A 15248-nucleotide genomic window follows, 5' to 3' on the forward strand; every position below is an offset into this window, starting at 1 on the left:
GGCCCCCACGCGGCACATCTGTCACACCCGTCGCCGGCCGGGACGACGTTGCGGTTGCCCGCCTCTGAGCGACACATCGTCCGCTGGGCGGCGGCGCTTTCAGGGCGAGGCGTTCACTATTGCGCCAGGGTGTCGAGTCCCACACCAGGGCGGCGAGTCTCACACCAGGGCGGCGAGGATCGGCGTGTCGGCGCCCCGGTGTGAAAGTCACCGCCGGCGTGTGAAAGTCGAAGCCGGCCAGTGAAAGTCCCCAGTCGCAGCGACCGGCGAAAGAGCGTCAGACGATCACCAGCGCGACGGCCGCCGCGCTCGCCAGGCACATCGCCGGGCCGTGCGGCACGGTGGCGGCGGGCGAGCGACCGGCCGGACGCACCAGCACGGCGAGCCCCCACAGCGCGGTGCCCAGCGGCGCAGCCAGCGCGGCGAGCGTCCACACCGGCGTGCCGAAAGCGCCGGTCAGCGCGCCGAGCCCGATCGCGAGCTTGACGTCGCCGGCGCCCAGCGCGGCGGGCGACCCGAGGTGCACCACCAGATAGAGCCCGGCCAGTGCGGCGGCACCGGCCGCGGCCGGCCAGCCCCGGCCCGCCGCCACGGCCGCGCCGAGGACGACGACGGCGCCCGGCAGCGTCAGCCAGTTCGGCAACCGCCGCGCCCGGATGTCGAACGCCGACAACGCGGCCAGCCAGCCGGCGACCAGCACACCGGCGACGATCTCCCCCACTGTCGAAGGCTAACGGTCCCCCAGGGCCGCTGACATCGCCGATTTGGGCGCCGGAAGGCCGGTGAACTGCTCGACCTGGGCGTACGCCTGGTTCAGTAGCATCTGCAGGCCGCTGACGACGGTGCCGCCCGCGGCCGACACCGCCTCGGCCAGCGGCGTGGGCCACGGCTCGTAGATCGCATCGAGCAGCACCGGCGCGCCGGCGAACGCGCGAGCGTGCGCGGCCGCGGCGGCGGCCGGGATGGTGCTCACGACGACGGTCGCACCGGCCGCCGAGGCGCCGTCGAAGTCCGTCGCCCGCACCGCCACGCCCAGCCGGCCGCCGAGCCCGACGAGCGGTTGCGCCTTGGCCGGGGTGCGGGCCACGACGGTGATGTCGGTGTAGCCGAGCTGCGCCAGCCCGGCGATCGCGGCGGGCGCGGTTCCCCCGGCGCCCAGCACGACGGCACGCCCGCCCGCATCGCCGGCGACCACCGCGGCCAGCGCTCCGCTCACGCCGTCGACGTCGGTGTTGTCGGCGCGCCACCCGGTGGCCGTGCGTACCAGGGTGTTGGCGGAGCCGAGCAGGCGGGCGCGCTCGGTGCGCTCGTCGGCGAACCGCAGCGCCGCGAACTTCCCCGGCATCGTGACCGACACCCCCACCCACTCCGGGCCGAACCCGCCGACCAGCGCGGGCAACTCAGCGGCGTTGCACTCGATGCGGTCGTAGCTCCAGCCGGTCAACCCGAGCGCGCGGTAGGCGGCGAGATGGAGCTGCGGCGACCGGGAGTGCGCGACCGGCGACCCGAGGACCGCCGCACGCCGGCCTTCACCACCGGCGCCGTTCACCGGGCCGAATCGAGCACACCGTTGCGCCGCGCCAGCTCGATGTTGGCGAGGTGCTGCTGGTAGTCGACGGTGAACAGGGTGGTGCCCTGCATGTCGACGGTGACGAAGTACAGCCAGTCGCCCGGCGCGGGCGCCTCGGCGGCGGCGAGCGCGTCGGCTCCCGGCGAGCAGATCGGCGTCGCGGGCAACCCGGGCGTCACGTAGGTGTTCCACGGCGTGCGGCGGGCCCGGTCGGCGTCGGTGGTGGCGACCTCGGTGCGGTCCAGCGCGAAGTTGACGGTCGAATCGAACTCCAGGGTCCGGTTCTCGCGCAGCCGGTTCAGGATCACCCGCGCCACCTTGCTGAAATCCTGCGGGGTGGCCTCGCGCTGCACCAGCGAGGCGATGGTCAGCAGGTGGTACGGGGTCTGCCCGATCTGCGCCGCCGCGTCGACCAGCCCCTGCTGCGAGTACTGCAGCGCGCTGCCGCGGATCAGGGTCGCGAGGATCTGCGCCGGCGACGCCGACGGGTCGATGTCCCACGAGCCGGGCGCGATGAGGCCTTCGAGGCGGCGGTGGTCGGTGCGCATCGCCGTCACCGGCTGCACGGCCCAGTCCGGGACCCCGAGCGCGGCCGGCGATTCGCCGGTGGCGGCGTCGCGCAGCGCGTCGGCGGTGACGCACCGCTGCGCGCCGTCGAGGTCGACGCAGGTCGCCTTGGAGATCAGCGTCAGGATGCCCTCGGTGACGGCGCCGGTCTTGAGGTCCTGCACGTCGTCGAGCTGACGCCCCTCCGGGATCACCAGCGAACCGACCCGGTTCTGCGGGTCGGTCAGGCGGTCGACGGCGTCGGCGGCGGGGATCTCGGTACGCATCTTGTAGTAGCCGGGCTGGATGGCGGTGATCGACTCGTTGCCGTCGGCGGCCCGCACGAACGCCCGGGCGGTCGCGACCACCCGGCGGTCCTGCAGCATCTGCGCGATGGCGCTGGTCGAGTCGCCGGCATGCACCTGCACGACGACGTCCTCGCCGCCGCCGCCGGCGAAGTCCTCGCCGCCGCCGCTGCCGAACACGCTGTGCCACAGCTTGGAGCCGAGGAAGACGGCGGTGACCAGCACGGCGATCAGCGCGAACAGCGTCAGGACTTTGGCGTTGCGCCGGCGGCGCGCGGTGCGCTGCGCTTTGACGCGGTCGACGCGGGACATGCCGCGCCGCGGGGGCCCGACGGAGACCGGTTCTGCCCGCCGACGATCAGTCACCCTGGTCCTTTCGCCGCCCCGCGAGTACGTCCCGTCGCGCGTCCAGCCACCCCTGCAGGATCGCGACCGCCGCCGCCTGGTCGACCACGCCGCGCTGGTTCTTCGCGCGGACCCCCGCATCGCGCAGCGCCCGCTGTGCCGTCACCGTGGTCAGCCGCTCGTCGGCCATGCGCACCGGCACCGGGGCGATCCGCGCGGCCAGCGCGTCGGCCACCTCGATCGCGTCGGCGGCGGCGGGGCCCTGCCGGTCGGCCAGCGTGCGCGGCAACCCGACGACCACCTCCACGGCGCCGGCCTGCGTCACCAGGTTGCGGAGCCGGCGCAGGTGGGAGCCGTCGCGTTGCCGGCGCACCGTCTCGACCGGCGTGGCGAGGATGCCGTCGGGATCGCACGACGCGACGCCGATGCGGACGCTGCCGACGTCGATGCCGATGCGCGGCCCCCGTCCGGGATCGTCGCTGCCGGGCCGGTCCGGCAGCCGCTCTGCGGCCACGCTCACGCCGGTTAGCTCCGTCCGACCTCGGCTCGCAGCGCAGCCAGCGCGCGGTCGATACCGGACGGATCCTTCCCGGAGCCCTGCGCCAGGTCGGCCTTGCCGCCGCCGCGACCGCCGACCGCCGCGCCCAGCGTGGCCACGAGGTCGTTGGCCCGCAGCCCGAGGTCTTGTGCGGCCGGGTTGACGGCGACGACGAACGGCACGGTGGCGTCGGGGCCCTCGGCGATCAGGGCGACCACGCCGGGCTCGCTGCCGAGCCGGCCGCGTACGTCGCCGACGAGGCTGCGCAGGTCGCCGCCGCTCATGCCGCCGGACATGCGCTGCGCCACCAGCCGGACCTTGCCCACCTGCTCGGCCCCGGCGGCGGCGTTCGCGGCGGCCGCCCGCGCGTTGGCCAGCCGCAGCCGGTCGAGTTCCTTCTCGGCGGCCTTGAGCCGGTCGACCAGCGACGCGACCCGGGCGGGCACCTCGTCCGACGGCACTTTCAGCGTCGACGCCAGGCCCGCCATCAGCGCGCGCTCCTTGGCGAGGTGCCGGAAGGAGTCCATGCCGACGTAGGCCTCGACGCGGCGCACGCCGGATCCGACCGACGATTCGCCGATCACGGTGATCGGGCCGATCTGCGCCGAGTTGTGCACGTGGGTGCCGCCGCACACTTCCAGCGAGAACGGTCCCCCGATCTCGACGACGCGCACCTGCTCGGGATAGGCCTCGCCGAACAGCGCCATGGCGCCCATCGCCTTGGCCTTCTCCAGCTCGGTGGTGAAGCTGTGCACCTCGTAATCGGCGACGACGGCCTCGTTGGCGACGTCCTCGACCTGGGCGCGCTGCGCGTCGGACAGCGGGCCCTGCCAGTTGAAGTCGAACCGCAGGTAGCCGGGCCGGTTCAGCGAACCGGCCTGCACCGCATTGGGTCCGAGCACCTGGCGCAGCGCGGCGTGCACCATGTGGGTGCCCGAATGGCCCTGCGTGGCGCCGCGCCGCCAGCCGGCGTCCACGGCGGCCACCACGGTGTCACCCTCGACGAACTCGCCCGACTCGACGGTGACCCGGTGCACCCAGACCGTCTTGGCGATCTTCTGCACGTCGGTCACCGCAGCCTTGGCCGCGGCGCTCGCCCCGGTGCCGGTGATGCTGCCGGCGTCGGCGAGCTGGCCGCCGGATTCGGCGTAGAGCGGCGTGCGGTCGAGGATCAGCTCGATGCGTTCGGCCCTCCCGGAGCCGTCGTGCGCCACCACCGGCACACGGGCGCCGTCGACGAAGATCCCGAGGATGCGCGCCTCGGAGGTCAACTCGTCGAAGCCGGTGAATTCGGTGGGCCCGGCGTCGACCAGCTCGCGGTAGGCGGTCAGGTCGGTGTGGGCGTGTTTCCGCGCGGCGGCATCGGCCTTGGCGCGCCGGCGCTGCTCGGCCATCAGGCCGCGGAAGCCCTCCTCGTCGACCGTCAGCCCGGCCTCGGCCGCCATCTCCAGGGTGAGTTCGATCGGGAAGCCGTAGGTGTCGTGCAGCGTGAAGGCGTCGCTGCCCGACAGCGTGGCGGCACCGGCCGCGCGCGTCGCGCTGACCGCATCGGCGAACAGCCGCGACCCTGCCGACAGCGTGCGGTTGAAGGCCGTCTCCTCGGCGACCGCGATGCGGCTGATGCGGTCGAAGTCGGAGACCAGTTCGGGGTAGGACGGGCCCATCGCGTCGCGCACGGTCACCATCAGGTCCGCCATGACCGGCTGCTCGACGCCGAGGAGCTTGGCCGACCGGATGACGCGGCGCAGCAGCCGGCGCAGCACATAGCCGCGGCCCTCGTTGCCGGGGGTGACGCCGTCGGCGATGATGATCGCCGCGGTGCGGCTGTGGTCGGCGATCACGCGGTAGCGGACGTCGTCGGGATCGTTGCCCGCGCCGTAGGCCCGCGGCGCCACACCGGCGATGACGTCGATCACGGGCCGCAGCAGGTCGGTCTCGTAGACGTTGTCGACGCCTTGGAGCAGGCAGGCGACCCGCTCGATGCCCATGCCGGTGTCGATGTTCTTGCGCGGCAGCGAACCGAGGATCTCGAAGTCTTCCTTCGAGGTGCCTGCGCCGCGCTCGTTCTGCATGAACACGAGATTCCAGATCTCGATGTAGCGGTCCTCGTTGGCCACCGGGCCGCCCTCGACGCCGTACGCCGGGCCGCGGTCGTAGTAGATCTCCGACGACGGGCCGCACGGCCCGGGGATGCCCATGGACCAGTAGTTGTCGGCCATGCCGCGGCGCTGGATGCGCTCCGGCGGCAGACCGGCGACGTCCTGCCACAGCTGGGCGGCCTCGTCGTCGTCGAGATACACGGTGGCCCACAGCTTTTCGGGATCCATGCCGTAGCCACCCGCCTCGACCGGCGACGTCAGCAGCTCCCATGCGAGCTCGATGGCGCCGCGCTTGAAGTAGTCGCCGAACGAGAAGTTGCCGGCCATCTGGAAGAAGGTGTTGTGGCGGGTGGTGATGCCCACCTCGTCGATGTCCGGGGTGCGGATGCACTTCTGGACGCTGGTCGCCCGCGCATACGGCGGCGTCCGCTGCCCCAGGAAGAACGGCACGAACTGCACCATGCCGGCGTTGACGAACAGCAGGTTCGGGTCGTCGAGGATCACCGAGGCGCTGGGCACCTCGGTGTGGCCCGCTCTCACGAAGTGATCGAGGAATCGCTTCCTGATCTCGTGTGTCTGCACTCGTCGCTGTCCTTCGCCGCATCGTCTCGACGGAACCTGGTCCGACGCATCACAGTACCGGTCGGCCGTACCGACCGAGAAAGCCGAGGCGGCGCAGCGAACCTCAGCCGTCGACGAAGCTGAGCCGCACCGATCGCTGCGGATTGTCGCGGTTGAGGTCCACCAGCACGATGCTCTGCCAGGTCCCCAGGAGCGGCGATCCGTGCTGCACCGGCACCGTCACCGACGGCGACACGATGGCCGGCAGCACATGGTCGGCGCCGTGGCCGAACGAGCCGTGGGCGTGGCGGTAGCGGTCGTCGCGGGGCAGCAGCCGCTCCAGGGTGTCCACCAGGTCGTCGTCGGAGCCCGATCCCGTCTCGATGACGGCGACGCCGGCCGTGGCGTGCGGGACGAAGACGTTGCACAGTCCGTCACCGCGCGACGCACAGAAGGAGCGCACGTCGTCGGTGAGATCGACGATGCGGCGGCGGCGGGTGTCGACGTCGAGCACGGTGGTGTCCACAGCGGCGAGCCTACGAGTTGCTCGTGCAGGTTGTCGTCAGCCGAGCAGGTCCTCGAGGCGCTCGTAGCTCTCGCGCATGCCGTGTTCTGCGCCCGAGGACACCAGGCCGTCGAGCGCTTCGACCGTCGGGCACACGGACCGGCCGTGGAGCCGGCAGCGGCCGTCGAGGTCGGCGAACCGGAGGAACTCGATGTTGACCGCGTCGGGCACGCCTTCGTACTCGAAGGTCTGGATGATCAGCTGATTCTCGCGGACGCGGTGGAACACCCCGTTGAAGACGAACTCGCCGTCGGGATCGCGGCGGTGGGTGTAGCGGTAGCCGCCGCCGGTGCGGAAGTCCCACCGCTCGATGTCCATGTCGAGGCCGCGCGGGCCGAGCCATTGCCGCACCAGGTCGGGTTCGGCGTGGGCGCGGAACACCGCGTGCGCCGGGGCGTCGAAGTCGCGGGTGTACTCCATGGCCAGCGTGTCCACCGGCACCCGCAGTTGCAGGCCGTTCGTCATGATTCCTCCTCGTTTCCCATCTCCGCCAGCAGGGCGTCGAGCCGGCGGTAGCTGCGTTCGGCGGCCAGTCGGTAGCCGTCGATCCAGGCGGTGAGGCGCTCGAGCGCGGCGGCGTCGAGATGCACCGGCCGCCGCTGCGCCTCCCGGGTGCGGGTGACCAGCCCCGCCGTCTCCAGCACCGCGATGTGCTTGGACACCGCCTGCTTGGTGATCGCGAACGGCGCGGCCAGCTCGTTGACGGTGGCCGGGCCCCGCGACAGCCGGGCGACGATCGCGCGGCGCACCGGGTCGGCCAGCGCCAGGAAGGCCCGGTCGAGCTCGGCATCCGCCGCCTCCGCACCACCCAAAACAACCCCTGGTTTGATCAACCCTTAAGTTGATTAACACGGTAGAGCATGGTGTGCGCCCGGTCAACGGGGTCAGCGGCGACGTCGGACGATGGCGCGCAGCCGTTCCAGCCGCGCGCCGATGTCGCGTTCGGCGCCGTGCGTGGTGGGCCGGTAGTAGTCGACGCCCACCAGCTCGTCGGGCGGGTACTGCTGGGCGACCACGCCGTCGGGATCGTCGTGGGCGTAGCGGTAGCCGATGCCGCTGCCCAGCCGCGCCGACCCCGCGTAGTGGCCGTCACGCAGGTGCGGCGGCACCAGGCCCGCCTTGCCGGCGTTGATGTCGGCCATCGCCGCGCCGAGCGCGGTGGTCACGGCGTTGGACTTCGGGGCGGTCGCGAGGTGCACGGTGGCATGCGCCAGCGTCAGCTGCGCCTCGGGCATGCCGATCAGCTGCACGGTCTGCGCGGCGGCGACGGCGGTCGGCAGCGCCGTCGGATCGGCCATGCCGATGTCCTCGCTGGCGAGGATCATCAGCCGGCGCGCGACGAACCGCGGATCCTCGCCGGCGGTCAGCATCCGCGCCAGGTAGTGCAGCGCGGCGTCCACGTCGCTGCCACGCACCGATTTGATGAACGCGCTGATGACGTCGTAGTGCTGGTCGCCGTCGCGGTCGTAGCGCACCGCCGCCCGGTCCAGCGACTGCTCGACGGTCTCGACGCTCACCTGCTCCCCCGCCGCCAGCGCGGTCTCGGCCGCCGCCTCCAGCGCGGTGAGCGCGCGGCGGGCGTCGCCGGCGGCCAGCGTGACCAGCAGTTCGACGGCTTCCGGCGCCACCGTGACCGCGCCGCCGAGGCCGCGGGGGTCGTCGATCGCGCGCGTCACGACGGCGCGCACCGCATCGGCGGTGAGCGGCTGCAGCTGCAGGATCAGCGACCGGCTCAGCAGCGGCGCGACGACGGAGAACGACGGGTTCTCGGTGGTCGCCGCCACCAGCAGCACGATCCGGTTCTCGACGGCGGCGAGCAGTGCGTCCTGCTGGGTCTTGGAGAACCGGTGCACCTCGTCGATGAACAGCACCGTCTGCCGCCCGTGCCGGAAGAGGGCCTCGCGCGCCTTCTCCAACACGGCGCGCACCTCTTTGACGCCGGCGCTCAGGGCCGACAGCGCCTCGAAGCGCCGCCCGGTGGCCTGCGAGATCAGCGACGCGAGCGTGGTCTTCCCGGTGCCCGGCGGCCCGTAGAGGACGACCGACGCGGCGCCGGTGCCCTCGACGAGGCGGCGCAGCGGCGAATTCGGCTTGAGCAGGTGGTCCTGGCCCACCACCTCGTCGAGCGACGCGGGCCGCATCCGCACGGCCAGCGGCGCGTCGGGCGGGACGGCGCGGCGGTCGGCGGGAGGCGGCTCGGCGGGCTCGTCGAACAGGCCCTCGGACATGGTATGAGGCTTACCACTCAGGCCGGTGCGGTGACGAAGTCGATCAGCTCTTCGACCCGCCCGATGAGCGCCGGTTCGAGGTCGTTCCAGTCGCGCACCCGCGCGCGGATGCGCTGCCAGGCGGCGGCGGTGTCGGCCTGGGTGCGGTGCGGCCAGCCCAGCGCCCGGCAGATCCCGGTCTTCCAGTCGGTGCCGCGCGGCACCGTCGGCCACGTGGCGATGCCGAGCCGGGCGGGCTTCACGGCCTGCCAGATGTCGATGAACGGGTGGCCGACCACCAGCGCGTGCGCGCCGTGCGGGCCGCGCTCGACCTCCCTGGCGATACGCGACTCCTTCGAGCCGGCCACCAGGTGGTCGACGAGCACCCCGAGCCGGCGTCCCGGTCCGGGCCGGAACTCGGCGACGATGCCGGGCAGGTCGTCGACGCCGCCGAGGTACTCCACGACGACGCCCTCGATGCGCAGGTCGTCACCCCAGACCTGCTCGACGAGCTCGGCGTCGTGGCGGCCTTCGACGTAGATGCGGCCGGCGCGCGCGGTCCGGGCCCGCGCCGTGGGGACGGCCACCGAGCCCGACGCGGTGCGCGCTGGGGCGGCCGGGGTGGCGCGGCGCGGCGCGGCGAGGATCACCGGGCGACCGTCGACCAGGAAGCCCGGGCCGAGCGGGAACGCCCGCACCGTGCCGTGGCGGTCCTCCAGCTCGACGCGGCGCTGCTCCACCCGCACCACCGCGCCGACGAAGCCGGAGGTCGCGTCCTCGACGACCAGGCCGGTGTCGGCGGCCCGCTCGGTCGACCGCGGCCGGCGCGCCGCGTGCGGGTTCGAGGCGAGGATGTCGGAGCCATAGCGATCAGCCACCGGGCGATCGTAGGGAGCCGGCCCGCCGACGGGCGGGTGGCGCGCCGGATCAGACCTCGCCGGGTGGCTCCGCCTCGCCGGCGGCGACCGCGCGTTTGGCCGGGTCGGTGGTCACCTCGTCGATCACGGTGTGGATGAAGCGCATCTTCTCCAGCACCGGCGGCGGCAGCACGAACGGATAGAGGTCGTCGCGGCCCATCGAGCGGTTCACCATGTTGAGCGCCCACGCCAGCGGCAGCCACATGTCGATGATCGTGTCGAATCCGCTGGGGCCCAGCACCCGTCGCTCGAAGGTGGCGCCGGCCGGGGCCATGCCGAAGGCGGCGGCGGTGTCCAGGGTGTCGCGGATGTGCAGGTAGTGGGCGAACGTCTCGGCCCAGTCCTCGGCGGCGTGCATCGTGGCGTAGGACGACACGTAGTGGTCCTCCCAGCCGGCGGGCGCACCCTCGCTGTAGTGGCGGTCGAGCGCGTCCTGGTAGCTGGCGTTGGGGTCGCCGAAGAGCTCCTTGAAGCGCGGCAGGTAGTGCTCGTCGGCGCCGATCAGCCGGAAGTAGTAGTAGTGGCCGATCTCGTGGCGGAAATGGCCGAGCAGCGTGCGGTACGGCTCGGCCATCGAGATCCGCAGCTGTTCGCGGTGCACGTCGTCGCTCTCGGCGAGGTCGAGGGTGATGACGCCGTTCTCGTGCCCGGTGAACACCTTCTGGTGGCGGCTCGACAGCAGGTCGAACGCCAGGCCGAGCTCCGGATCCACGTCGCGGCCGACGATCGGCAGGTTGAGGTCGTGCAGTTCGGCGATCAGCCGGCGCTTGGCGCCCTCGGCGACCGCGAACGCCGCGAGCGCCTCCGGGTCGTCGTCGCTGGGGCGCGTGCGGGTCAGCCGGCACGCCTCGCAGAGCGTGCCGCCGGAATCCTCGCCCGGTGTGATCTCGACGAGCCAATTGCACTGCGCCAGATGCAGGTTCGCGCACAATCGGTAGCGGCTGGCGTCGACGGCGCCGCTGTGGCTGCTGTCCTCGCCCTCGGCGATCACCAGCATCGCCTTGTCGCGCAGCGAGAAGCCGACGGGGCTGCCGCACTGCAGGCTGATCGAGTTCTCGAAGGCCAGGTGCTGGCCGCAGACAGGACAGGTGAAGTCACGCATCCGGAAGGTCCCCTTCGTAGGGCGTCACGTCCACGGCGACATCGATGGCGCTGTGCTGGGATTCGGTGTAGATGACACCTCGCAGGGGCGGTATGTCCGCATAGTCGCGGCCCCACCCGAGCACGATATAGCGGTGGTCGACGAACTGGTCGTTCGTCGGGTCGAACGCCAGCCAGTGGCCGGCCGGGGACCACACCGCCGCCCACGCGTGGCTGGCGTCGGCGCCGACCAGCCGCGGCGCGCCCGGCGGCGGTTCGGTGACGAGGTAACCCGACACGTAGCTCGCCGCCAGGCCCTGGGCACGCAGGCACGCGATCGCCAGCCGGGCGAAGTCCTGGCACACACCCGCGCGGGCGGCGAGCACCTCGGCGACCCGCGTGGAGACGGTCGTCGTCCCGGAGCGGTACCGGAAGTCGCGGTGGATCCGGCGGGTCAGCTCGGTCACCGCGTCGTGCAGCGGCCGGCCGGGCGTGAAGGTGGGCGCCGCGTAGTCGCGCACCGCGTCGGTGATCTCCGGCGGCTGCAGGTCGAGGACGAACTCGGTGTGCAGGGCGTGCCGGGGGCCGGCGGGCCGCGCCGCTTCCCACGGCTGCTCTGCCACGCCGTCACCGGCGGCCGGCCGGACCTCGACGACGGAATCGGTGGCCACGGTCAGCTGGGTGTGCGGTGCGGTGATGTGGAAGTAGGTGGAGAGGTTGCCGTGGGCGTCGCGGCTGCGGGACTCGTCGGCGGGTGCGGGGTCGACGTGCATGCGGTGGGTCAGGCACCGCTGCTGCCCGGTGTCGCGCGGCACCAGGAAGCCGCGGCCGTACGAGCCGGTGACGACGCTCGAGTACCGGTAGGTCGTGCGGTGGCGGACGCGGTAGCGCTGCGGCGTCACGAGGCCGTGCGTCCGGGCGTGGCGCCCCACAGCGGCCAGCTCTGGCCGGGCAGGGACAGGTGCGCGGCGGTGACGACGTCGGAGAGCCCGCGCAGCGCCGCGTGCATGCCGTCGAGCAGGTCGGCGAGCTCGACGCGCCGGCCGTCGCGGACCTCCTCGAGCTCCGCGGGATCGGACCGGCGCAGCCGCGCGCCGATCTCGTCGACGAGGCGCAGCGGCCGCGACGATCCCGTGGGCCCGGGCACCGCCCGCAGGTCGTCGCGCAGCCGGTCGAGCTGGAAGGCCAGCGAGCGCGGGTTGCCGGCGTCGAACAGCAGCAGGTCGCCGACCGCCGCGACGCTGACGGCGCCGAGTGTCCGCCGGCGGTACATCACCGACGATTCGCAGGCCACCAGCACGGACTCGGTGATGGTGCGCTCGGCGTCGGGGTCGCGCACGTCGGTGAGGGTGCGTCGCAGCAGGGCCGTGACCGCCAGCCCGCGCTCGATGCGCTTGCCGGCGTCCATCACCGCCCAGCCGGTGTCGTGCACCATCGACTCCCCCGCCAGTCCGGCCAGCGACAGCATGCCCGCCAGCGTGGCGGTCTGGGCGGCCGCCAGCGCGGTGTCGTCGCCCGTGCGGAGAGGCACTGCGGCGGCCAGGGCGCGCTCCACGCCGCCGAGCACCAGCCAGGTGTCGTTGGACATCTGGTCGCGCACGGCCTGGGTCGATGCGCAGAGCCGCGCGACGCTGTGGGCGAGCGAACCGTCGCGGCGCCCGTCGACGGTGAGCGACCACACCGTGTGCGCCGCGTCCTCGTCGGTGCCCGGCCCGCCGCCCGTCAGGTCCCGCAGTGCCGCGACCATCACCGGCACGCAGGCGCTGCCGGGAAGCGACATGCGGTGCCGGTACTCGTGCCGGCGCTCGCGGGTCACGATGAGCGCGCGCGCCACGCTCTCGGCGCGTTCGGCGTAGCGGCCGATCCAGTACAGGTCGGCGAGCACGCGGGGCGAGCTGACCACGACCGCCGGGCGGGCGACGCCGCGGGGCCGGCCGGACGCGCCGATGACGGCCGGCTCGGCGCTGCCGCGGGCCGACGGCCGGATCCACACGTCCTTGGCCGCCACGGTTTCCATGGCGAAGGCCGCAGCGCCGGGCGCCAGCACGTACCCCAGCCCGCCCGCCATCGCGGTGTATCCGCTGCGCTGGGCGACCGTGAAGAGCCGCATCCCGACGGGCGCGGACGTCAGCGTGCCGCCGCGCTGGTCGGTGGGCGCCGTCGAGAAGCGGGGCAGCTCCTGGCCCACCCACTGGCCGGGGGTTGACTCGATGCGCGCTCGCAGCGTCGCCCGCTGCGCGGCGGTGAGCGCCGGTCCCACGAAGGTCGGGCCGCCGACGGTCGAGCGCACGATCAGCGAGTCGAGCCGGCTCAGCAGCTGGCGGCGCTCGGTCGCCGCGCCCGCCCAGTACGCCGGCGGCTGCGCCAGCTCCGGTTCCTCGTCGAGCAGCAGGCGCGCCAGCTCGGGCAGGAAGCGGCGCAGCCCGGGGCTCTCGAGGATGCCGGCGCCGAGGGTGTTGACCACCGTGACCGCGCCGCGCCGCGCCGCCTCGACCAGCCCGGCGACGCCCAGCCGCGAGTCGGGGCGCAGGTCCAGCGGGTCGCAGTAGGCCGCGTCCACCCGGCGGAGCACCACGTCGACGCGGGTGACGCCACCCAGCGACCGCATGAACAGCGCGCCGTCGCGCACCACGAGGTCGGCGCTCTCGACGAGCGGGAAGCCGAGCTGGCTCGCCAGGTAGGCCTGGTCGAACGCGGTTTCGGAGTGCGTGCCGGGGCTGAGCACCACGACCAGCGGGTCCTCGGCGGTCTCCGGGGCGGCGTCGACGAGCGCGAGCCGCAGCGCCGCGGCGAACGGCGACACCGGCCGGGGCGCGACCTCCTCGTACAGATCGGGGCCGGCGTGCGCCACGACGCGGCGGCCCGCGAGCGCGTATCCAGCGCCGGACGGGGCTTGTGTCCAGTCGGCGTTGGCCAGGAATTGCCCGTCGGCGGCCCGGCTGACGTCGCAGCCGTGCAGCAGCAACTGGTGTCGGCCGGGCACGGCGATGCCGCGGGCGGCGGGCAGGTAGCCGGGATGGCCGAAGAGCAGTTCGGGCGGCAGCACGCCGCTGGTGAGGGCCCGGCGCGGGCCGTAGAGGTCGCCGAGCACCGCGTCGAGAATCCGGGAGCGCTGCAGCAGACCCGCTTCGAGCGTCTCCCAGTCCGCCGCCGACAGCAGCAGCGGCAGCCCGTCGAGCCGCCACGGTTCGGGGACGGCCGCGCCCGCGGTGTCGGTGTAGGTGATGCCGTCGTTGTCCACGAGCGCCGCGACGACCGCCCGCAACCGCTGCAGGCCGTCGCCGCCGCGGTCGTCGACGAACCCCACGAAGTCCTGCCAGGGCGGCCGCACGCGACCGGCGGCGTCGATGAACTCGTCGTGGCCGGTGTGGGCTTGCTGGCCGCGGGGCGGGAAGAGCGGTTCCTGCGCCCGGGCGGCCCGGTAGCCCGCGAGCAGCCGGTCCCCGTCGGAGTGGGCGACGCCGTCCGCCGGTGCCACCAGCGCCTCGTCCGGTCGGTCAGCCGGGACGCCCAGCGCCCCGTCGACTCCCATGCGCCGATCTCATCACACGGGGTGGCGGCGTGCAGATCGCGACCGGTGTCCCCGCGTGTGCAGCCACAGCACCAGCACACCCGCGGTCACGATGCCGACCAGGTTGATCACCAGCTGCAGCGACGACTCCGCGGCGACGGACCAGTCGCCGACCGTCGCGGCGACCACCGCGAAACCGGCCGCGGGCACCGTCGTCACCGAGATGAAGACCCCCACCAGCGCCGACGACTTGGCGGACACCAGCGACAGCATGCCCGCCGCGCCGGCGAGCAGCGCGACGACGAACGACAGCGGGCCGACCTGGAAGATGAAGTCGACCTGTTCGAGCTGGTCGACGGTCTCCAGCGTCATCCAGCCGATCGCCTCGAACGTCACCGTCGCCACGGCGGTCACCGCCATGGCGATCGGGAATCCGACCGCGAGCGCGATCGCCGCCCGCCACGCCAGGTTCCGCCGCCGCCGCACGACCGCCACGGCCAGTGCCGCCAGCGGCCCGAACTCCGGGCCGAGCACCATGGCCCCGACCACCGTCACCATCGAGTCGGTCGCCACCCCGACCGCCGACAGCAGGCACGCCAGGCACAGGAACGTCACGAAGGTGATGTTGAGCCGTGACTCCTCGCGCGTGCGTTCGGCGAGTTCGTCCCAGACGATCGCGTCGGCCGGGTCGCCCTCGGCCGCCTGCTCGGCGCGGTGCGCGGCCGTGGACAGCACGGTGTCGACCAGATCGAGCGTGATGGCCCCGTCGCGCTGCAGGTCGAGGGCCTTCAGCGCACCCACGACGGCGTCGGCGCTCTCGCGGGCGATGTCGGCGGTGATCTCGTCGCCCGCCGGCGCCAGCGCCGCGGTGCGGTGCACCACCAGGTGCGTCACGCCGGGCTCGGCGCGCAGCACCGCGAGCACGTCGTCGCGCCGGTCCTCGGGCGCGATGACGCGCAGATGCAGCACGGCGGTGAGACTAACCGCTGTCGGGTGCGGGGTAG

14 protein-coding genes are annotated in these 15248 nt (G+C 73.4%); all 14 read right to left on the reverse strand.

Going from position 1 to position 15248, the window contains the following annotated elements; genetic code table 11:
* Positions 1–277: 277 nt before the first annotated feature.
* Positions 278–721, reverse strand: a complete 444-nt coding sequence (locus tag LV457_RS15250; RefSeq protein ID WP_232172041.1) for an A24 family peptidase — start codon at positions 719–721, stop codon at positions 278–280.
* 9 nt (positions 722–730) lie between these two features.
* Positions 731–1549, reverse strand: coding sequence for a shikimate dehydrogenase (locus LV457_RS15255; protein ID WP_232172042.1), 819 nt, complete (start codon positions 1547–1549; stop codon positions 731–733).
* A complete protein-coding gene (gene mltG / locus LV457_RS15260; protein ID WP_232172150.1) occupies positions 1546–2733 on the reverse strand; it encodes an endolytic transglycosylase MltG in 1188 nt (395 codons plus the stop codon). Before mltG ends, LV457_RS15255 begins: the two co-directional genes overlap by 4 nt.
* A gap of 46 nt (positions 2734–2779) precedes the next feature.
* Positions 2780–3286 (reverse strand): Holliday junction resolvase RuvX, encoded by a 507-nt coding sequence (ruvX, locus tag LV457_RS15265; RefSeq protein ID WP_232172043.1) that lies wholly within the window; start codon positions 3284–3286, stop codon positions 2780–2782.
* 5 nt (positions 3287–3291) lie between these two features.
* Complete coding sequence (gene alaS, locus LV457_RS15270) at positions 3292–5985, reverse strand: alanine--tRNA ligase (protein WP_232172044.1); 2694 nt, start codon at positions 5983–5985, stop codon at positions 3292–3294.
* Positions 5986–6088: 103 nt separating this feature from the next.
* A complete protein-coding gene (locus LV457_RS15275) occupies positions 6089–6478 on the reverse strand; it encodes a secondary thiamine-phosphate synthase enzyme YjbQ (protein WP_232172152.1) in 390 nt (129 codons plus the stop codon).
* A 48-nt stretch (positions 6479–6526) separates the two neighbouring features.
* Positions 6527–6994 carry an SRPBCC family protein gene (locus tag LV457_RS15280; RefSeq protein WP_232172045.1) on the reverse strand — a complete coding sequence of 156 codons (468 nt, stop codon included), beginning with the start codon at positions 6992–6994 and terminating at the stop codon, positions 6527–6529.
* Positions 6991–7341: a helix-turn-helix transcriptional regulator gene (locus tag LV457_RS15285; RefSeq protein ID WP_232172046.1), complete on the reverse strand. Its 351-nt coding sequence runs from the start codon at positions 7339–7341 to the stop codon at positions 6991–6993. The genes LV457_RS15280 and LV457_RS15285 overlap by 4 nt, the downstream gene beginning before the upstream one ends.
* Positions 7342–7413: 72 nt before the next feature.
* Positions 7414–8757 (reverse strand): replication-associated recombination protein A, encoded by a 1344-nt coding sequence (locus tag LV457_RS15290; RefSeq protein WP_232172047.1) that lies wholly within the window; start codon positions 8755–8757, stop codon positions 7414–7416.
* 17 nt (positions 8758–8774) lie between these two features.
* The gene (locus LV457_RS15295; RefSeq protein ID WP_232172048.1) at positions 8775–9614 is read right to left on the reverse strand and encodes a DUF3097 domain-containing protein; all 840 of its coding nucleotides are present in this window, start codon (positions 9612–9614) and stop codon (positions 8775–8777) included.
* A gap of 49 nt (positions 9615–9663) precedes the next feature.
* Complete coding sequence (locus tag LV457_RS15300) at positions 9664–10755, reverse strand: putative zinc-binding metallopeptidase (RefSeq protein ID WP_232172049.1); 1092 nt, start codon at positions 10753–10755, stop codon at positions 9664–9666.
* Positions 10748–11674: a transglutaminase N-terminal domain-containing protein gene (locus tag LV457_RS15305; protein ID WP_374198867.1), complete on the reverse strand. Its 927-nt coding sequence runs from the start codon at positions 11672–11674 to the stop codon at positions 10748–10750. The genes LV457_RS15300 and LV457_RS15305 overlap by 8 nt, the downstream gene beginning before the upstream one ends.
* Positions 11632–14265, reverse strand: coding sequence for a circularly permuted type 2 ATP-grasp protein (locus LV457_RS15310; RefSeq protein WP_232172051.1), 2634 nt, complete (start codon positions 14263–14265; stop codon positions 11632–11634). Before LV457_RS15310 ends, LV457_RS15305 begins: the two co-directional genes overlap by 43 nt.
* A 12-nt stretch (positions 14266–14277) precedes the next feature.
* Entirely contained in the window at positions 14278–15213 is a 936-nt protein-coding gene (locus LV457_RS15315) for a DUF389 domain-containing protein (RefSeq protein ID WP_232172052.1), read from the reverse strand.
* Positions 15214–15248 lie beyond the last annotated feature (35 nt).

The organism is Mycobacterium sp. MYCO198283, assembly GCF_021213805.1.
Taxonomy (GTDB): Bacteria; Actinomycetota; Actinomycetes; order Mycobacteriales; family Mycobacteriaceae; genus Mycobacterium.

What these genes read in the sequence shown, in the direction of transcription:
- mltG (WP_232172150.1), bottom strand. Translation starts at nt 2,733, where the DNA reads ATGTCCCGCGTCGACCGCGTCAAAGCGCAGCGCACCGCGCGCCGCCGG.
- LV457_RS15280 (WP_232172045.1), bottom strand. Translation starts at nt 6,994, where the DNA reads ATGACGAACGGCCTGCAACTGCGGGTGCCGGTGGACACGCTGGCCATG.
- LV457_RS15290 (WP_232172047.1), bottom strand. Translation starts at nt 8,757, where the DNA reads ATGTCCGAGGGCCTGTTCGACGAGCCCGCCGAGCCGCCTCCCGCCGAC.
- LV457_RS15300 (WP_232172049.1), bottom strand. Translation starts at nt 10,755, where the DNA reads ATGCGTGACTTCACCTGTCCTGTCTGCGGCCAGCACCTGGCCTTCGAG.
- LV457_RS15310 (WP_232172051.1), bottom strand. Translation starts at nt 14,265, where the DNA reads ATGGGAGTCGACGGGGCGCTGGGCGTCCCGGCTGACCGACCGGACGAG.